The organism is Acinetobacter nosocomialis, assembly GCF_041021905.1.
In the GTDB taxonomy this organism is placed as follows: domain Bacteria; phylum Pseudomonadota; class Gammaproteobacteria; order Pseudomonadales; family Moraxellaceae; genus Acinetobacter; species Acinetobacter nosocomialis.
Genome location: NZ_CP157432.1, coordinates 293,941 through 313,577, shown reverse-complemented (window position 1 = coordinate 313,577; position 19,637 = coordinate 293,941). Strand labels below are relative to the sequence as shown.

General features: G+C 40.6%; 19 protein-coding genes and 1 riboswitch. Of the genes, 10 read left to right on the top strand and 9 right to left on the bottom strand.

The window, feature by feature from the left end; genetic code table 11:
* Positions 1-3: 3 nt before the first annotated feature.
* Entirely contained in the window at positions 4-273 is a 270-nt protein-coding gene (locus tag ABLC00_RS01480) for an oxidative damage protection protein (RefSeq protein WP_002053140.1), read from the top strand.
* Positions 274-588: 315 nt separating this feature from the next.
* Here ABLC00_RS01480 and phoU read toward each other — a convergent pair whose 3' ends face one another.
* The 4 genes from phoU to ABLC00_RS01460 all read right to left on the bottom strand — a co-directional run bounded on the left by phoU (position 589) and on the right by ABLC00_RS01460 (position 4,325).
* Positions 589-1,311, bottom strand: coding sequence for a phosphate signaling complex protein PhoU (phoU, locus tag ABLC00_RS01475; protein WP_000075183.1), 723 nt, complete (start codon positions 1,309-1,311; stop codon positions 589-591).
* A gap of 108 nt (positions 1,312-1,419) precedes the next feature.
* Positions 1,420-2,751 (bottom strand): TolC family outer membrane protein, encoded by a 1,332-nt coding sequence (locus ABLC00_RS01470; protein WP_016803687.1) that lies wholly within the window; start codon positions 2,749-2,751, stop codon positions 1,420-1,422.
* Between the two features lie 94 nt (positions 2,752-2,845).
* On the bottom strand, positions 2,846-3,751 hold the full coding sequence (locus tag ABLC00_RS01465) for a DMT family transporter (protein ID WP_033846934.1): 906 nt from the start codon (positions 3,749-3,751) through the stop codon (positions 2,846-2,848).
* Positions 3,744-4,325 carry a TetR/AcrR family transcriptional regulator gene (locus ABLC00_RS01460; protein WP_033846933.1) on the bottom strand — a complete coding sequence of 194 codons (582 nt, stop codon included), beginning with the start codon at positions 4,323-4,325 and terminating at the stop codon, positions 3,744-3,746. The genes ABLC00_RS01465 and ABLC00_RS01460 overlap by 8 nt, the downstream gene beginning before the upstream one ends.
* Positions 4,326-4,435: 110 nt before the next feature.
* Between ABLC00_RS01460 and ABLC00_RS01455 the strand changes: the two genes are divergently transcribed.
* The 6 genes from ABLC00_RS01455 to gluQRS all read left to right on the top strand — a co-directional run bounded on the left by ABLC00_RS01455 (position 4,436) and on the right by gluQRS (position 10,906).
* The gene (locus ABLC00_RS01455; RefSeq protein WP_205200837.1) at positions 4,436-5,518 is read left to right on the top strand and encodes a hypothetical protein; all 1,083 of its coding nucleotides are present in this window, start codon (positions 4,436-4,438) and stop codon (positions 5,516-5,518) included.
* 34 nt (positions 5,519-5,552) lie between these two features.
* Positions 5,553-5,687, top strand: a riboswitch (TPP riboswitch).
* 89 nt (positions 5,688-5,776) lie between these two features.
* Positions 5,777-7,654, top strand: a complete 1,878-nt coding sequence (gene thiC, locus ABLC00_RS01450) for a phosphomethylpyrimidine synthase ThiC (RefSeq protein ID WP_001072861.1) — start codon at positions 5,777-5,779, stop codon at positions 7,652-7,654.
* Positions 7,655-7,729: 75 nt separating this feature from the next.
* Positions 7,730-8,356, top strand: coding sequence for an NUDIX domain-containing protein (locus ABLC00_RS01445; RefSeq protein ID WP_033846932.1), 627 nt, complete (start codon positions 7,730-7,732; stop codon positions 8,354-8,356).
* A 4-nt stretch (positions 8,357-8,360) separates the two neighbouring features.
* Positions 8,361-9,173 carry a 3',5'-cyclic-AMP phosphodiesterase gene (gene cpdA / locus ABLC00_RS01440; RefSeq protein WP_033846931.1) on the top strand — a complete coding sequence of 271 codons (813 nt, stop codon included), beginning with the start codon at positions 8,361-8,363 and terminating at the stop codon, positions 9,171-9,173.
* Between the two features lie 210 nt (positions 9,174-9,383).
* The gene (gene dksA, locus ABLC00_RS01435; RefSeq protein WP_001262524.1) at positions 9,384-9,920 is read left to right on the top strand and encodes an RNA polymerase-binding protein DksA; all 537 of its coding nucleotides are present in this window, start codon (positions 9,384-9,386) and stop codon (positions 9,918-9,920) included.
* 2 nt (positions 9,921-9,922) lie between these two features.
* A complete protein-coding gene (gene gluQRS / locus ABLC00_RS01430; RefSeq protein WP_033846930.1) occupies positions 9,923-10,906 on the top strand; it encodes a tRNA glutamyl-Q(34) synthetase GluQRS in 984 nt (327 codons plus the stop codon).
* A gap of 50 nt (positions 10,907-10,956) precedes the next feature.
* Here the strand turns inward: gluQRS and ftsW are convergent, their stop codons facing one another.
* The 5 genes from ftsW to ABLC00_RS01405 form a co-directional block, all read right to left on the bottom strand.
* Positions 10,957-12,153 (bottom strand): putative lipid II flippase FtsW, encoded by a 1,197-nt coding sequence (gene ftsW / locus ABLC00_RS01425; protein ID WP_004710933.1) that lies wholly within the window; start codon positions 12,151-12,153, stop codon positions 10,957-10,959.
* A gap of 24 nt (positions 12,154-12,177) precedes the next feature.
* Positions 12,178-13,524 carry a UDP-N-acetylmuramoyl-L-alanine--D-glutamate ligase gene (gene murD / locus ABLC00_RS01420; RefSeq protein ID WP_033846929.1) on the bottom strand — a complete coding sequence of 449 codons (1,347 nt, stop codon included), beginning with the start codon at positions 13,522-13,524 and terminating at the stop codon, positions 12,178-12,180.
* A gap of 147 nt (positions 13,525-13,671) precedes the next feature.
* Positions 13,672-13,923 carry a DUF6587 family protein gene (locus tag ABLC00_RS01415; protein WP_002053159.1) on the bottom strand — a complete coding sequence of 84 codons (252 nt, stop codon included), beginning with the start codon at positions 13,921-13,923 and terminating at the stop codon, positions 13,672-13,674.
* A 12-nt stretch (positions 13,924-13,935) separates the two neighbouring features.
* Complete coding sequence (locus ABLC00_RS01410; protein ID WP_004710937.1) at positions 13,936-15,792, bottom strand: ferrous iron transporter B; 1,857 nt, start codon at positions 15,790-15,792, stop codon at positions 13,936-13,938.
* Positions 15,789-16,049 carry a FeoA family protein gene (locus ABLC00_RS01405; protein ID WP_002053176.1) on the bottom strand — a complete coding sequence of 87 codons (261 nt, stop codon included), beginning with the start codon at positions 16,047-16,049 and terminating at the stop codon, positions 15,789-15,791. The genes ABLC00_RS01410 and ABLC00_RS01405 overlap by 4 nt, the downstream gene beginning before the upstream one ends.
* Positions 16,050-16,192: 143 nt before the next feature.
* On the opposite strand from ABLC00_RS01405, the gene xerD reads away from it, so the two are divergent.
* The 3 genes from xerD (at position 16,193) to ABLC00_RS01390 (ending at position 19,621) form a co-directional block, all read left to right on the top strand.
* A complete protein-coding gene (xerD, locus tag ABLC00_RS01400) occupies positions 16,193-17,113 on the top strand; it encodes a site-specific tyrosine recombinase XerD (RefSeq protein ID WP_002053149.1) in 921 nt (306 codons plus the stop codon).
* Between the two features lie 146 nt (positions 17,114-17,259).
* Entirely contained in the window at positions 17,260-18,075 is an 816-nt protein-coding gene (locus ABLC00_RS01395; RefSeq protein WP_004710941.1) for a DsbC family protein, read from the top strand.
* A 244-nt stretch (positions 18,076-18,319) separates the two neighbouring features.
* The gene (locus ABLC00_RS01390) at positions 18,320-19,621 is read left to right on the top strand and encodes a homoserine dehydrogenase (protein WP_002048970.1); all 1,302 of its coding nucleotides are present in this window, start codon (positions 18,320-18,322) and stop codon (positions 19,619-19,621) included.
* Positions 19,622-19,637: the final 16 nt, after the last annotated feature.

Sequence of the window (19,637 nt, the reverse complement as noted above, 5' to 3'; positions counted from 1 at the left end):
AAAATGAGTCGACAAGTATTTTGCCGTAAATATCAAAAGGAAATGGAAGGATTAGACTTTGCTCCGTTTCCAGGTGCTAAAGGCCAAGAATTTTTTGAAAATGTTTCTAAGCAAGCATGGCAAGAATGGCTACAACACCAAACTACGCTAATTAATGAAAAGCGTTTAAACGTTTTTGATCCAGAAGCGAAAAAATTCCTTGAAGAACAACGTGAGAAGTTCTTCAATAATGATGAAAGCGTTGAAAAAGCAGAAGGTTGGAAGCCAGAATAATTCGTTTTTTCTAAGCTCATCATCATTAAAAAGGCGGGTTTATATACATAGACCTGCCTTTTTTTACGTGAAACTTACACAAACATATAAAGCCTTACATAGAGCGCACAGGACTCTACATGACATAAATTGGCTCACACCTTAATATCAATTCATAGCAAGTAAGACACGATCCCTGTCGTGTTTTCTCTTAATGCACTTGATTTTCTGTCCTGAACTTCCCCCCAAAGTTCGGGACATTTTTTTATCTATTATTTCTAAAAAATAAAAAAAGCCTTGTTTCAAACAAGGCCTTTCGATACTTCAACTCAAGTATTACTTTTCGTGAACTTTTGCTTCAATTTCTTCAATTTTGGTATGGCGAGCATCAAAACCTTTTGCCATGTAAATCACTTGTTCAGCAATGTTACGAGCATGGTCACCAATACGCTCTAAAGAACGTAAAACCCACATCACGTTAATTACACGTGCAATATGACGCGGATCTTCAATCATATAAGTCATTAAAGTACGTGTTGCTGACTGATATTCACGGTCAATGTCGGCATCGGCTAAAAGTACACGTAATGCTTGATCAGCATCTAAACGTGCAAAAGCATCTAGGGCATCGTGAATCATGACACGTACTTGATTACCAATATGGCGGGTTTCCATGTAACCACGAGGAGAACCGCCCTCTTCACATAGATTTTGCGCAATACGGGCAATTTTTGCAGCTTCATCCCCAATACGCTCTAAGTCAGTATTGGCTTTACTCATGGCAATTACCATACGCAAGTCAATTGCGGCTGGATGACGACGTGCCAAAATCAGCGTCAGCCCTTCATCAATATCACGTTCATATTGATTGACTGCATTATCTTTAAATTGAACATCAATTGCTAAGTTCGCATCTGTATCAAGTAAAGAATGAATTGCATTGGCAACCTGTTGTTCGACCAAGCCACCCATGGTCATAAACTTTGTGTTCACATCTTGCAAATCTTCATTAAATTGAGAAGAAATATGATGGCTTAACACCGGATTACTCGGACTCAAGGGAAGCCTCCAACATGATGGCGCAGGGATAAAATGATTGAGCATTAAAACACATCAATCATTAAATTTTTATGACAAAATTAAATTTCAGATAAAAGCATTTTTTTATTACTGATACGTTAACCAGCTGTTTAATTCAACTAGATCTTTTTCGCCTAGCTGACCTACAGCCGCTTTTAAACGAAGTACATTTAATAAATAGTCATACTGAGCATTAAGATAATCCTGTTTTGCTGAAAAAGCATTACGCTGTGCTAATAAAACATCGACCATACTTTTTAAGCCCTCGTTATAACTTGCTTTTGAGGCTTGAGAGACAAGTGAAGAAGAGTCCATTGCCGCCTTTCTTGCTTCAAGTTTTGCACGGTCGGTATCCACCTGCATAAAAGCGCTTTTTACATCAACATTGGCACGACGAATGGCCGCATCGAGCTGGGATTGCGCTTTATTTAACTCTATAGTGGCTTTTTTAATAGAGGTTCGGGTCTGTCCTCCATTAAATAAATTCCAGTTCATCTCTACGCCAACCTGATCAAACTTTCCATCAGTCGAAATCAGTGTTTCTGGTGTTTGTTTGGTATAACCATAACTCGCCACAGCATCTATTTGTGGATAAAGTGCAGCTTTTTCCACACGGCGTTGATCTTCAGCATATCGCTTTTGTAAACGGGCTTGCTGAATCTTTAGATTTTGTTGTTGGGCTAAGCCAATCCAGTCATCAAGCTGGGCTGGATAAGGCTTTTGAAAAGTAAAATCACTTCGCAGTACTGCAAGCTTATCTTGATAAGGGCCAATATATTCAGAGAGCTGTTCTTGAGCTAAAAGAAGTTGAACATTAGTTGCAATACGGTTGGCTCTGGCATTTTGATACTGGGCATTTGCCTCACTTACATCACTACGTGCCACCAAACCTTCTTTAAGCTTGGCATTCATCATATTGAGTTGTTCAAGTAAAGCCTTTTCTTCTTGTAAATATGCAGCGGTAAGTGCCTGCTGACGTAGTACATTAAAATAGGCTTCTGCCACGTTTAAAACATGATCTTGTTTTTGCAGGCGTAAAGTAATTTCACTAAGTGCAACCGAGGTTTTAACCTGTTTATAACCTTCCCATGCATCCATACGAAAAAGAGGCTGACGAGCAGATAAAGTTGCTTGTTTGGTTGTTGATGTATTACTTACCAAAGCATCGGACAGTCCCTCTTGATCAACACCGGGAAAATTTGAACGCTTTACGGTTTGGCTATTACGATTAATCTTTCCAGATAATGTGACTGTAGGTAATAAAGCACCAGTTGCTAAGCCTAAATTGAGCTGATCTGCTTCAAATTGTTGTTGATTCGCTTGCCATGTCGGATCATTTTGCTTTGCGCGCTCATAAGTTTCAACTAAATCTAAAGCAAAACTCGGCGATGCAAAACTCCATAAACTCGCCACAAGCATTAATTTTATTTTCATTGTCTAAATCAACGATAAAACTTGGCTTTAAGACTAAGAAAAATTTGATTTAAACTCAAGCCAGTAAAAGTTTTCATTTTTATGTATTTTCAGGCTTTGATAACATCAAAATACAAATGAAAATCAAAAACATGCCTAGCCAGCCCACCCATGATATATGTTCACCGACCAACACAATCGCAAAAATCGCAGCAACTAAAGGCTCAGATAAAGTTAACGTAGTCGCTTTGCTCGCATTTACAGTCTTTAGCCCAAAGCCGAAAAGTAAATAACCGAGGAACATAGGAATTAGCATCATATAACCAGCCACAAGTAAATTTGTTGAGCTCTCTAATAAACCGCCCCCTGTAAGCAACAAAGTAGGAAGTAAAATAACTGCTCCGCCACCCATAATCATGCCCATTGCAGCTTTAGCAGCAATACCTCGATCTATTAATCTTTTTGCTGCCCATGAATAAAGCGAATAAGTTGTAGCAGCAACAAGCCCCAGAAAAATACCGAAGTATTTATTCCATTCATTTGTAATATCTTGTGCTGTGTGGCTTTCACCCATAGATAATAAACTTACTCCCACAACACCAAACACGAAACTCAGGAACCATGTTTTAGATAAAACTTTACGGTCAAAGAACCGCTCTAAAACTGCTGCAATGAGTGGAGCCGAACCAATTGAAACCACTGTACCAATCGTAATTCCGGCATAATGCATAGAAGAATAAAAAGCTAAGGGATATATCCCAACTGCTGCAATGCCCAAAAGAATAATAAGAATATTACGCCTAATAAATTGCCGGTTTTCCCGTATAGCTCGTGATGCAACCAGAGCTTGTAAAAGGCCTCCACCGCCCATCGCTACAGCACCAATTGCCAGTGGTCCAAGTGTTGGGGCAAATGCTGCCGCAGTTCCTGTTGTCCCCCACAAAACAGAGGCAACTAAAATTGCAATTGTGCCACCATAACTACTATTTTTAATAAGGCTAATCATGTTGGCATTCTCGATCTAAAATATCTTCTGCCATTTGCCTCGCTAATTGAAGTTGACGGCTACTACCCTCTAAACCAGCTCTTGCCATAGAACCTTCTAATAAAAAAGAAAGTTGTGAGGCGATATAGCTAATACGCTGTGAGTCTGGTATTAATTTTTTTAAATGCTCGGCAACAATAGCCTCAACTTCTTCTTTATGCCTTCTTACCGAACTTCGTCCTGCACTATTTACAGGAAACTCAGCAGCAGCATTTAAAAGTCCACATCCCCTAAAACCCTTTTCATAAGCAAACTCGGCATGATCTTGATAGGCATCAAATACGGCCAAAATAGCTTCTTTAGCTGTTTTTGTTTTTTCTAAACGGTTTTGATAAAGGTCTAACCACTCTTGATGTCGTGCAGCAATGTAGGCATCAACAAGATCTCCTTTTGAAGAAAAATTATTGTAAAGCGACATCTTGGCTACATCTGCTTTAGCCGTAACCGTATTAATTCCTGTTGCAGTAATGCCATCGTTATAAAACAGTGTTGCCGCTGCATCGAGAATTTTCTGTCTTGCTGTTTTATCATTCATAGCTTTCACCTAAGTAGACCGATCTACCCAATAATAAAGATTTCTAACAGTGATGCAATCTTTTTAAGCGTTATAATTTGAGCAATATCAATTTCGATAAAAATATAAAGATGAAAAAAATTCTAATGATGAGTATGTGCAGTGCACTACTTTTAGCTGGATGTAGTAAAACATCAGAGCAAGATCAGGCTGTATCTAAAGAGCAAAAATCAACTGCACAAAAGTCCACCGAACAGCGAGACAGTAGCTGCTTACAAATTATGGCTGCTATGCAGAAAATTAATCAAAACAGTAAAATAGAAGAATTAAACCAAATTAATGAAAAACTTAAAACCTGTGTTCCCTCTTTAAAAAATAATGAACAGCTTAAGCTAATTGAAGCATCGACGGCTATGTATCAGCGTTTTCTAAAACAAGAACATAATGAAAAAACAGCAAAAGCGTTTGAAGCTTTTGGATATGCCATTTTAGAACAAGAACCATTAGATGCTAAAAAAACAATGAAAACCAAGAAAAAGTTATTCGATCAACTCGTTACTCGTGATCAATATCTGATTCAACACGAGGGCCAAGCCTATATTGAGCTACTCTATCAAGGTGAGGGCATGTTTACTTACCGCCGTCAGCCGAACTATTTAGTTGATGTTTTTGCTAAAGCCCTACCCGCTGACCAAAAAGAGTTCTTAACTCGCATGGCAAAAGACAATAAAGACATTTTCTATGACGATGGTGCGTTGGCTATCTCATGGAAAGAGCTTACTGAGCGTGCATTATTTTGGGAGAAATTTATTCAAAAATATCCAAAGAGTTATTTTATTAATGATGCAAAATTATTGTTTAATGAGTATCGATATTTTATTTTCTTTGGGCTAGATAATACGCCTGTATCCGATGAGTTTGCTCCAAACACATGGATTGATAAAGATGCTCTACAACAAATTCGTTTCTTATCTACACAAAAACAATCCAGCTTAGCAAAACCCGCTCAACAATTTCTGAAGTTTATTGCCACTCCTGTGGATGAGCGTAATACACAATTCAAGACAGATTTAATTGATGAAAATGGGCAAAAGAAATCTACCTATCAGATTGTGCATGAACAACTTGAGCAATTATTAGAATTAGAGTCACCCTGGAATACCAAAAGTTATCGTGACTGCCACATGGATGCGGTTTGTATAGATACAAATTGACAATGCCAGCCAACCTAAAACATGTTAGTCTTTAAATCGCTTGACGGAGCGCGAGTAATAGCTCGCTGAGATTGTGTAAATTTCGTGTTATCGCAACACAAGTTTGATCACAAGTACCGTTGAACCTGATCAGGTTAAGACCTGCGTAGGAATCAAGCCATCTGAAAACCTAAGCCCTCAATTTATCTAGTTCAAGATAAATCCGCCATCGTTTTTGGTCGTGCTTGATTCGTTGATGTTATTCATAAGGATCATGTGATGAACCAATTAACGAATCTCTCTTCTGCTGAAATTTCAGCACAACATGAACAAGATGCAAAAGACTTAACCCGCATCTTACCCGCTTCTAAAAAAGTTTATATTGAAGGCTCTCGCCCTGATATTCAGGTTCCAATGCGAGAAATTTCTTTAACCGATACCCCAACTGGCCTTGGTGGTGAGCACAACCCACCTATTATGGTATATGACACTTCAGGTGTTTATACTGACCCGAATGTTCAAATTGATTTAAACAAAGGTTTACCTTCAGTTCGTCAAAAATGGATTGAAGAGCGTAACGATACTGACGTTCTTTCTGGCCTAACTTCAAAGTTTGGACAGGAGCGTTTAAAAGATATTCGTACTGCTGATATTCGCTTTGCACATATTCAAAACCCACGCCGTGCTAAAGCAGGCAAAAATGTCACTCAAATGCACTATGCCAAACAGGGTATTATTACGCCTGAAATGGAATATATTGCGATTCGTGAAAATCAGCGTCAACGCGAAGCTGTAGATATGCGCCAGCACCCAGGTCAAAACTTTGGTGCGAAAAACTTAAAAGAAATTACACCTGAGTTTGTTCGCCAAGAAGTTGCCGAAGGTCGTGCGATCATTCCTGCCAACATTAACCACCCAGAACTTGAACCAATGATTATTGGCCGTAATTTCTTGGTTAAGATTAATGCCAATATTGGTAACTCGGCGCTTGGTTCTTCAATTGATGAAGAAGTTGCGAAAATGACATGGGCAACCCGTTGGGGCGCTGACACCATTATGGACTTGTCTACAGGTAAGAACATTCATGAAACACGTGAATGGATTATTCGTAACTCACCAGTTCCAATCGGTACCGTACCAATTTATCAAGCACTTGAAAAAGTTGATGGTGTTGCCGAGAACCTGACTTGGGAAATCTTTAAAGACACGCTTATTGAACAAGCTGAACAAGGTGTTGACTACTTCACCATTCACGCAGGTGTTCTACTTCGTTATGTGCCACTTACAGCAAACCGTTTAACAGGTATTGTGTCTCGTGGTGGTTCAATCATGGCGCAGTGGTGTCTCGCTCATCATGAAGAGAACTTCTTATACACACACTTCGATGAAATCTGTGAAATCATGAAAGCCTATGATGTGTCATTTAGCTTAGGCGATGGCTTACGTCCGGGTTGTATTCAAGATGCAAATGACGAAGCGCAGTTCAGCGAACTTAAAACATTGGGTGAGCTTACACACCGTGCATGGGAACATGATGTTCAGGTCATGATTGAAGGTCCGGGCCATGTACCAATGCACATGATTAAAGAGAACATGGACTTGCAGTTAGAGGTATGTAAAGAAGCACCATTCTATACACTTGGGCCTTTAACTACAGACATCGCTCCGGGTTATGATCACATTACTTCTGCAATTGGCGCAGCTATGATTGGTTGGTATGGCACAGCAATGCTTTGTTATGTGACACCAAAAGAGCATTTAGGTTTGCCAAACAAGAAAGATGTAAAAGACGGAATTATTACCTACAAGATTGCAGCACACGCAGCCGATCTTGCCAAAGGCCATCCGGGTGCACAGGTTCGTGATAATGCCTTGTCTAAAGCACGTTTCGAATTCCGTTGGGATGATCAGTTCAACCTAAGCCTAGACCCAGATACAGCACGCAGCATGCATGACGAGACTTTACCGAAAGAAGCGCATAAATCTGCACACTTTTGCTCAATGTGTGGTCCGAAATTCTGTTCAATGAAAATCACCCAGAATGTACGTGACTATGCCAACAATCTCACCAATAGCGATTCAGAGGTTGAAGAAGGCCTCAAAGCAATGAAAGAGGTTTACCAAGAGCAAGGACAAAAACTGTATCATAAAGTGTAAATATTCAAAAAAAACACTTGCCTAGCCATGATTCTCGGTTAGGATGAAATAAATAGATTTCGTCCTGATCGAATCATGAGTATTGTCGAGCATCCAAGTTATACATCTAAAGATGTCGAAGTAACATCACGTGAACTTCTGTTCAGTGGTTTTATTCAAGTTGAAAAAGTCAGCCTTCGACATCGTCTATTTAATCAATCTGAATATACTCCTGTATTGCAGCGCGAACTTGTGCATCGACCTGAAGCGGCTGGCGTTCTACTCTACAATGACCAAAAACAACAGTTTGCCCTAATTGAACAGTTTCGTGTTGGTGCTTTAGATGACTCTCAATCGCCGTGGCAACTCGAAATTATTGCAGGCGTGTTAGATGGCAATGAGTCACCAGAAGGTTGTATTCGACGTGAAAGCCTTGAAGAATCAGGTTGTGAAGTTCAGGATTTAGAGCATCTATTTAGTTTTTACCCATCAGCAGGCGCCTGTTCAGAATTATTTCATCTATATGTCGCCGAAACCGAATTACCCGCTGTAGGCGGTGTTTTTGGAGTAGATGATGAGGGTGAAAATATTCAGCTGCATTTGTTTAGTTATAGCGAAATTCAAACACTACTCGACAGCGGACGTTTAAGAAATGCCCCTGTTATTATGGCATTACAATGGCTGGCTCAACACAGCAAAACGATAATAAATCCGAAGAGGTAGGACGGTGACTTTCCAAGTCTCAACACTTTCACAAAAAAATCATGTCATCATACAAATTACCGATACACATTTATTGGAGTATCCACAGCTAGAATTTGTGGGGATGAATCCTGAAGAAAGTTTCCATGCCATTATCCAGCAGATATTGAAACAACATCCAGAAGCGGACGCGATTATTCATACCGGAGACCTCGCGCAAGCCCCCACCCCTATTACCTACAAGCGTTATATCAACTTTATGCAAACCTTAGGTTTGCCTTTTTTCCACACGCTCGGTAATCATGACAATGTGGACCACTTTCCACTGCATAACGAAAATCATCAGGAACCTGTGGTGGTCGGTTTAGGGAATTGGCGCATCATTATGCTCAACAGTGCCGTAAAGGGAAAAGTAGATGGTCATTTGTCATTGGAACAATTAGAAAATTTAGAAAACTTACTTGAGCAATTTGCAGATCATCCAGTTCTGCTGGCTTGCCATCATCACCCATTTGCCATGAAATCAAAATGGATTGATCATCATAAGCTACAAAACTCAAATGCACTGCTAGATACGTTAAGCCCATTTAAAAATGTAAAGGCTTTAGTTTGTGGACACGTACATCAAGACTCTCTTAATATTTGGCAAGGTATCGAATTTTTCTCGACACCTTCCACAAGTGTACAATTTAAACCGTTTAGTAACGATTTTGCACTCGATCACAATGCACCGGGTTACCGTTACATTCGTCTGAATAATGATGGTACTTTTGAAACAAAAGTGTTTCGACTTGAAAATTTCGAAACCCATATAAACACTGATATTTCAGGATATTAGTCCTAAATTGAATACCTCTATGAGGAATTATGACTAGGGCAAACACGTTTTGAAATTATTTACGGGATAGAATGACTATCATCTTGCAGGAAAAATCTATATGATGACGACCCGATGGAAAAATCCATCGATGGTTTTCTATAAAAACACTTGCATATCACCATATTTTTTGCGTATAGATAATACGTGTATGATGAGGAATGCCCTATTATGGCGAATGACAACCACAACCAAGTTTTGGATGAACATACAGAAGTTGTAGTAGAAGGTGATAAAGCTTCTGCAAAACGTGCACGTAAAGTGAAACCTAAAACTTCTGACGTAGGCTCAACTGCAAGTTTATTTGGTATTGCACCTTATCAACCTAAGAAAAATGAAGAGTACATGTCTGAAGGACAGCTCGAGCATTTCCGACAAATTCTGCAAGCATGGAAAGCTGAATTAATGTCTGAAGTTGATCGTACTTTAAATACGATGCAAGATGAATCAACTGCATTGCCAGACGTAAATGACCGTGCTACCCAAGAAGAAGAATTTGCAATTGAATTACGTACACGTGACCGTGAACGTAAATTAATTCGTAAAATCGAACAATCTCTTGAAGCGATTAAAAACGAAGACTACGGTTTCTGTGAAACTTGTGGTATCGAAATCGGCTTACGTCGTTTAGAAGCACGCCCAACTGCAACGTTATGTATTGACTGCAAAACCTTGGCAGAAATTAAAGAGAAGCAAAATAACGGTTAATTGTGACGGTTAAGAATTCTCCAGCCGAGTTCGACTCGGCTCTTGCGCAGCAGTTAAATCGCTTGCCAGAAAAGCATAGCTTTTCTCTTGCTCAGCGGCGGAACAATGTTCCACTTAATCGCTGCTCATACTCAGGTCGGTTTGCGCCCTCGCCAACCGGCCCTTTACATTTCGGATCACTGATTACTGCTGTTGCCAGTTACTGTGATGCTAGAGCTCACAAAGGGCGATGGTTTGTTCGTGTTGAAGATACTGACATTCCGCGCATCTATCCTGGTAGTGAAGACCATATACTCGCATCAATTGAAGCTTTTCAGTTCGATCCTGATGCAGAGATCATCTTTCAAAAAGACCGCCTAAATATTTACGAAAGCGTATTAGACCAACTTAAAAAAGAAGGTTTAGTTTACGCATGTCAGTGTACCCGTAAAATGCTCGGTTCAAATGCAATCTATGCAGGTACTTGCCGTGATTTGCATCTCGATTTTCAAGATCAAGCGATTCGCGTAAAAGTTCAGGATCAGCAGATCTGTTTCGATGATCGATTGCAAGGACTTCATTGTTCTAATCTACAACATGACCTTGGTGACTTTGTTCTTAAACGCCGTGATGGCATTATTAACTATCAACTTGCTGTTGTCGTGGATGATTATCTACAAGGTATTACACACGTTGTTCGTGGTGCAGACCTTTTAGATAACACTGAACGCCAAATCTGGCTGGGTCAGCTCCTCGGTTACCCTAAACTAAGCTATATGCATCTTCCTCTGGCTATGAATGATCAGGGGCAAAAGCTTTCTAAACAAAATCTTGCTCAAGCACTCGATTTAACTAAAGCTCCTCAATTACTACAACACGCCATACAAGCCCTAGGTCAACCCAAGGTTGATTTAGATCGCCCTGAAGTGATGCTCAAGCAAGCTGTAGCGCAGTGGAATGTGGATTTAATTCCTCACGGACAAGAGCTTGGCGGAATATATTTATAAATAAAAAAAGCCCGATTCGATATCGGGCTTTTCATAACAACTGAAATAGTTTAGAAGTTCGATTCTTCTCTTTCAGGGTTTACTTCTTGAGTTGATGCATCAATCTTTAAGATCAAGCTAATCATAGCTGCACACATCATTAAAGACGTACCACCATAACTAATAAATGGCAGAGTTAAACCTTTGGTTGGCATTAAGCCCATGTTCATACCCGCATTTACCAAAATCTGGAGTAAGAAAATAATACTAATACCGTAAGCCAAATAGCCCGCGCGAAGATAATGATGTTTCAAGGCACGGTGTCCAATTTTGATACAACAAGCCAACATCAAGAAAGATAAGCCAATGACAATCGAAATACCAAAGAAGCCAAACTCTTCGCCTAACACGGCCAACATAAAGTCAGTATGCGCTTCTGGTAAATAAGATAGCTTTTGAACACTATGCCCTAAACCTGTTCCAAACCATTCACCACGGCCAAAAGCCATGAGTGCATTTGATAACTGATAACCCACACCTAATGGATCTGCCCATGGGTCGGTAAACGAAATCAAACGCTGGAAACGGTAAGGCTCAAACAAGATCAAAAACACGATACCAGTGACAATCGCACCAAGCATAATTAAGAACTGTGTTGGCGGCGCACCAGCTAAAAAGAACACGCCGACCATCATCATGACAATAACGATCGTCGCACCCAAGTCAGGCTCGGCAATGATTAAACCGACCGTAATCGCCATCACACCACTTAAACGCAGTAAACCTTTCCAATGTGTACGAACTTCTTTAGCACGGCGTACCACGTAGTCTGCCGTAAAGATTGCCATCATGACTTTGGCAACCTCTGTAGGCTGTAAGGTAAAACCACCGATTTTAATCCAACGTGTAGAACCATTGACTTCCGAACCTACAGCCAAAGCAGCAAGTAACAGAACCATGGTTAACAACCACAGCGGAAACGTATTTTTAAACCATGTATTGAGGGAGATTCGGTAAGTCAAATACGCCACGACCCCAGCAACCGCAATAGATATCGCATGGCGGATGACATAGTGAAACGGGTTCTCATGCATATATTCTGCATAAGGCATCGAAGCAGATGCTACCATCACCGAACCGATACATAACAATGCAACGACACAGAAAATCAAGACATTACGTGGCGTCACTTCCGCTGGCCATTTCGGCAATATCCGTTCATACCAATGATTGATTTTCTGGATTGTGGTCTGAGCTAAGCCTGCCATACTACATTCCTAATCATATTTTCTTTAAACCAACGAATTGACGCAGGCAACAAACTGCTGACCACGGTCATTATAACTTTTAAACATATCAAAACTTGCACATGCTGGTGATAGCAATACCACATCTTCAGCTTGTGTTTCACGTTGACATAGCTCTACAGCTTCTTTAAGTGTTGCCGCATGTAAAATTTTAGTTGCACCTTGAATGGCCTGCTCGATGACAGGCGCATCTTCACCAATCAATACCACAACTTTGGCATACTTTTCGATAGAAGAACGTAAAGGAGTAAAGTCTTGACCTTTACCCTGCCCACCTAAAATTAGGGCAACTTTACCTTTTTTCACTTCAATCGCAGCACCTAAACCATCAATTGCTGCAAGTGTAGCGCCAACATTGGTTCCTTTTGAGTCATTGTAATAACGTACATCATGTACGGTCTTTACATACTCACAGCGGTGCTCTAAACCTTTAAAGTGTTTTAAAGTTTCAAGCATAGATTCCATAGGTAAGCCAATTGCTTCACCCAATGCTAAACACGCTAAAGCATTGGCTACGTTGTGCATACCTTGAATATATAAGTCTGAGCTTTTAATTAAACGCTGCAAGCCACGAGCAAGCCAAAGTGTACCGTCAGCATCTCTTAAAACGCCGTACTGGTTTAAGTCAGGTGCATTTAGACCAAAGCTTTGCATTGGCGTTATATCAGGTACAAGAGGACGGCTTAAAGCGTCATCACGGTTAAATACAACTTTCTTGACACCTTGGAAAATACGGTGCTTTGCTTGGTGATACCCCAGCATATTGCCATGACGATCTAAGTGATCTTCACTCATGTTCAGTACCACAGCTACTTCAGCATTTAAGTGAGATGTGGTTTCTAACTGGAAGCTTGATAACTCAAGTACCAATAACTCTGGTTGATCTTTAAGTAAATCTAGAGCTGGGCGACCAAGGTTACCACCAACGGCAACTTTCTTACCTGCATCTTTAGCCATTAAGCCCATTAAAGTAGTAACAGTACTCTTCGCGTTAGAGCCTGTAATCGCAACAATCGGTACATCAGTTGCACGGCGAAGTAGCTGAATATCACCTACTACAGAAATACCTTTAGCAATAGCAGCCTGAATTTCTGGTAATTGTGGTGCAAGGCCCGGGCTTAAAATAATTTCTTCTGCTTGTAGTAATAATTCTTGATCCAGTTGACCAAAACTGGTCTTCACGTCTGCAGGAATTTGATCATGTCCGGGAGGTGTGGGGCGGGAATCCGTTACTGCAACTTGGTAGCCTTGTTCATGCAGGAAATTTACAGCAGAAACACCTGATATACCCAAGCCTGCTACAACTTTTAACCCACCACGTTGTATTAACATTTTTGCCCCACAATTTATCAATCGACAGAATGGCAAAAATGTTAGCACTTTGCTGTTTTGAATACTTTTTCAGTTTGACTTTTATTCTACTTTTTTTGTGTCAGTGCGTAAAAAAGCCATCATTCGATGGCTTTTTATACAGAAAAGTTAACGCCACTTCACCGTTTGTACCGGAGCGGACTTTTGGGTAGGTGCATCATCAGTAGAACAGCCACAATTGCCACCACAACCGGCAGCCTGTTTAGGCTTCAACCATGATGCCAAACGCTGCCAACCCAAGCGTTGACACTGGATTGATAATGCAAGAAATACTGAAGCGGACGTTTGAGGAAATACCTTTTTAAAGACAACAATGGCACTCCACAACACCAATACAGCAACAATAAGGTAATCAAACATAAGCGCCTCCTATTAACCCCAAATGCGTGATGCAATTTGGTAGGTTAAAAATGACATGAGATAAGCCAAACCAAATAGATAAGCCGTCATGACTGCCACATGTTTCCATGAACCTGTCTCACGGCGTACCGTTGCCAAGGTTGCTAAACAATGTGGTGCATAAATAAACCAGACCAATAAAGATAGCCCTGTAGCCAATGACCAACCCGTGCCGTTTGCACTAATCAAATGAGCAAGCCCCTGTGCAACAGCATTATCATCGGCACCAGATAACGCATATACCGTACCTAATGCTGCAACCACAACCTCACGAGCAGCCATTGCGGGAATGAGAGCCACCACGATTTGCCAGTTAAAGCCAAGCGGTGCGAATAAAGGCTGAATAAAGTGCCCTGCCATGCCCGCAAAACTATAATCAATTGCTGGTAGCGTTGCGCCTTCGGGTGGTTGAGGGAAAGTACACAAGAACCAAAGAATAATGGTCAATGCAACAATAATCCCACCAACACGACGCAAGAAAATCTTTGCACGTTCCATCAACCCAATAGCGATACTTTTTGGATCAGGAAAACGATAACTTGGTAATTCCATTAACAAGGCATGCTGTGATTTGTCTTTACGCAAAAACTTCATCACAAAGGCAACACAAAGTGCACTTAAAATACCTGCCATGTATAAACCAAACAGCACCAAACCTTGTAAGTTAAAGATGCCTAAAACAGTTTGACTTGGAATAAATGCACCAATTAACAAGGCATAGACAGGCAAACGTGCCGAACATGTCATGAGGGGTGCAACCATGATCGTGGTAAAACGGTCACGTGAATCACTAATACTTCGGGTTGCCATAATGCCAGGAATCGCACAGGCAAAACTTGATAATAATGGAATGAAAGAACGACCACTCAAGCCGGCTTTAAACATTAATTTATCGAGCAAGAACGCTGCACGCGGTAAATAACCTGATTCTTCGAGTACCAAAATAAAGAAGAAGAGAATCAAAATTTGTGGCAAGAAAGCCAGTACTGTACCCGCTCCTGCCAGAACACCGTCTACGACTAAACTGCGTAGCACAGGTTGATGGATGGCTCCATTTAACCACTCACCTAACCATGGGATTACCCCATCTTCAATTGCAGCTTTAAAAGGTTCAGCCCAAGCAAATACTGCCTGAAAGACAATAAACATCATTACTGCCAAGCTGAGTAAACCCAATACAGGATGTAAGAAAATTCGATCTAGAAAGTCAGTACGCTTATCATCATGATCAACAAAATTAACCACATCTTTAAAAATCGTTTCGATTTTCTGATGATGCCCACCACTTAAACCACTCAGTTCAGTATGAGGTACGGTATATTTTTCTTGATCGAGCGCATGCAATAAATTTTCAATACCTGAATTACGTACGGCAACCGTTTCAACAACAGGAACACCTAAACGCTCAGAGAGTTTCTGTGTATTGATTTGAATACCGCGACGACGCGCTTCATCCATCATGTTCAATACAACCAGAATTGGACGCCCTAATTCAATAATTTCAAGCACCAAACCCAAATGCAGTTTTAAGTTCGTCGCATCGACAATACATAAAAAAGCATCTTGCTGCCCTTCTTCGGCAATTTTGCCTTGGCAGACATCACGGGTAATTTCTTCATCTGGGCTAGTTGCCTGCAAACTATAGGTACCCGGTAAATCTAGTACACGAACTGCACGGCCTGAAGGTAATTGAAAGTTACCGACTTTACGCTCTACAGTTACACCCGCATAGTTAGCAACTTTTTGTCTTGTTCCAGTTAAATGGTTAAACAGCGAAGTTTTACCGCAGTTCGGGTTTCCCACAAGGGCAATACGTAGCGCATTACTCATGCGGGTACTCCTTCTAACTGAATCTCGATTTTTTCCGCTTCCGCCTTACGTAAAGCGAAACGAGTAAAGCCAATTTGGATTAAGATCGGATCACCACCAAAAATACCTTTGGTAATCACCTCTACTCGAGTACCTGGTACAAAGCCCAAGCTTTCCAAACGAATTGCGACCAAATCTTGTTGCTCGGATGTTTGTGTCATCCGATCTACTTTGGTGATGGTAGCCGCTTGCTTCACTTTCAACGCTGATAAACGCACCGCATCCGATCCTAAACCTTTTTTACTAGTATACATATAAATGAGAATAATTACCAAATAAGGTTAAATTTCAATTCTCACCTACTTTAATCGACAAATCTTAAAGTTTCTTTTAAAGTACAGTGGTTTAGAGGACATTGTTTATGATAAATAAGAAACCGCGTATTCCAAGCCCTGTTCAAATTCCTGAACATTTGAGCTTTTTACAAGGTTTTCGCGACTATTTAGTTGCACAAACAGTGAGTCCACATACTCGTAATGCTTATTTATCTGACCTGATTCAATGTGCTGAACTTCATAAAAAAAATAGCTTGCCGAAATGGTCGAGTGATGACATTTCTGATGTTCTCATTGAACTCACCAAAATAGGAAAAAGTCCACGCTCAATTGCACGTTGTTTATCTGCCCTACGCCAGTTTTACAAATTTTTACGTGAACAAAAATTACGAAGCGATAACCCGGTAGCGACACATCACTCACCCAAAATTGGCCGAGCTTTACCCAAAGATTTATCAGAAGAAGATGTCGAAGCACTGATTCAAGCGCCTGACATTACAACAGCTTTGGGGTTACGTGATCGAGCGATGTTTGAAGTTCTTTATGCATGTGGTTTACGTGTTTCTGAGCTAATCAACTTGCGCTTGGAGCTAATCAATTTAAAACAAGGCTATTTACGTATTACTGGTAAAGGCAATAAAGAACGTTTAGTACCATTAGGCCAATATGCTTGTGACTGGGTAGAACGCTACTTAAATGATGCACGTCCACAACTTTATAAAACTTCCACTGACTATTTATTTTTAACTCAACATGGCGGAATCATGAGCCGTCAGAATTTTTGGTATGCAATTAAACGATATGCATTACAAGCCAATATTCAGGCTGAGCTGTCGCCTCATACCTTACGCCATGCCTTTGCAACACACTTGCTCAATCACGGCGCTGACTTACGCGTAGTACAAATGTTACTGGGCCATAGTGACTTATCTACCACCCAAATCTATACCCACGTAGCGCAAGTAAGAATGCAACAATTACATGAAAAACATCACCCTAGGGGTTAAAAATTTTTAAACGAATTATATGAAATACACCGAACAATCATTTGATTTCGTTCACAAAGGTTAAGAAAGTTTTAACAATACACACTAGATTTTTTGTTATGCTTAGCAGCTTCTGACTATAAATACTGATGAAATAAGGGTTATCTATGTCCTTTACCCGATCTCAAATTTTTCTTGCCTGTGCTTTGGCTTCTAGCTTGTTGTTCAGTGCTTGTTCTAAAGAAAACAAACCACAAAAAGAAGATGCGCTCACAGCGACCGCACCTGCTACTGGGGAAGCTTCAACCATCATTGAACGTAATGCTAAACAGCGTTTAATCGAAACTTTGCAAAAACAATTTAAGAATGCAAACATCAACGTCAAAATTTTAGACATCAAACCGACTGAAGTACCTAATTTATATTGGGTAAACCTTGAAGGTATGACTTCTGTTTATACGACAAGTGATGGTAAGTACCTTATTCAAGGTGATGTCATCCGTTTAGGCGGTAAAGAGCTGCATAATATTGGCGACAACCTTCAAGCATCAGAAAACAAAAAGCACCTTGCTGCTTTAAAAAATGAAGATTTGATTGTTTACCCAGCTAAGGGTGGTAAAGCTAAACATGTAATTTATGTGTTTACCGATGCAAGTTGTCCTTATTGCCACAAACTACATGAGCATTTAGCCGAGATTAATGAGAAAGGCATTGAGGTTCGTTACATTGCGTGGCCGCGCGGCGAACAATTTATGCCAACGATGGAAGCCGTTTGGTGTAGTGCAGACCGTAAAGCTGCATTTAATCAAGCTGTACAAGGCATTAGTATTCCACCTGCTCAATGCAAAAACCCTGTTCGCGAACAATATCAACTTGGTTTAAACATGGGCGTAAATGGTACTCCAGCCATCTACAACGTTGACGGACAATATCTCGGTGGCTACTTAACACCAGATGAGTTAGTTAAACGTCTGGATAAATAATATTCTCAATTTTGATGAATAGTTCACCAGTTATCTTGTACACAAAGTGCTGCTCTTAATGCAGCGCTTTGTTTTTTCAACAAATAGTTCTTTACATGCCAGTGTTTAAAGACTGATCTACTCTGCTTTTCCGAACATCGCACTCTAATTGATTGAACAGGCACGAAAAGCGCTAGAGTCTGGCGTTTTTTTTAGCTATGATCTAGCTTCAATTAAATGATTCAATGATGATATGGAGTGTGACGTGAAACCAGTTCGCCTGGCAATACTCGGTCTAGGTACCGTAGGTGGAGGAGCCCTTAAACTACTACAAGAAAATGCCGCTGAAATTAAACGTCGCACCGGTCGAGAAATTCAAATTACCCACGTTGGAACACGTCGCCCTCGTCCAGATCTCGAATTGGAAGGGATTAAACAAAGCGCAGACTTACTTGATATCGTTCGTCAACCCGATGTAGATGTGGTTGTAGAAGTGATGGGTGGTATTCACCCTGCTTACGAAGTCATTATGGAAGCGATCAAACACGGCAAACAAGTTGTTACTGCAAACAAAGCTTTACTCGCTGAACATGGTAATGAACTATTTAAAGCAGCAGAAGACAACGCTGTCCAAATTGCTTATGAAGCAGCAGTTGCTGGCGGCATTCCAATTATTAAAGTGATTCGTGAAGGCCTTGCTGCAAACCATATTGAATGGCTAGCAGGCATCATTAATGGTACAGGTAACTTTATTCTCACTGAAATGCGTGAGAAAGGTCGTGCATTTGATGATGTATTAAAAGAAGCTCAAGAACTCGGTTATGCAGAAGCAGACCCAACTTTTGATGTTGAAGGTATTGATGCTGCGCATAAACTTACAATTTTAGCGTCTTGTGCGTTCGGTATTCCTCTACAGTTCGATAAAGTCTATACCGAAGGTATCAGCAAAATTACTGCACAAGATGTGAAGTATGCCGAAGAACTTGGTTTCCGCATTAAACATTTAGGTATTGCACGTCGTGCTGAACATGGTATTGAGTTACGTGTTCACCCAACGCTTATTCCAGATGAGCAGCTTATTGCCAACGTAAACGGCGTTAAAAATGCTGTCTTAGTTCAAGCCAATGCCGTTGGTCCAACGCTGTACTACGGCGCTGGTGCTGGCGCTGGTCCAACAGCTTCTGCGGTCGTTGCCGATGTGATTGATATTGTTCGTGACATCTCTTATACAGAAGATGGAGCAGGCACAATTCCTCAACTGGCTTTCGAAGCATTAACAAATATGCCAATTTTAAGCCGTGAACAAATGACTACAGGTTATTACATCCGCTTAAATGCTGAAGATCAGACTGGTGTACTTGCAGATGTAACAACCATCTTAAGCCGTGCTGGAATCAGTATTGATGCCATCATGCAACAATCACGCTTAAAAGACCTCATTCCAATCGTAATTTTGACCGATCCAATCGTTGAATCAAAAATGGATGACGCTCTTGCGCAAATTCAAGCATTACCTGCAATTCGTGGCGAAATCGTAAGAATTCGTTTAGAATCGCTCGATAGTTAATCAGGTTGAGGGAAAG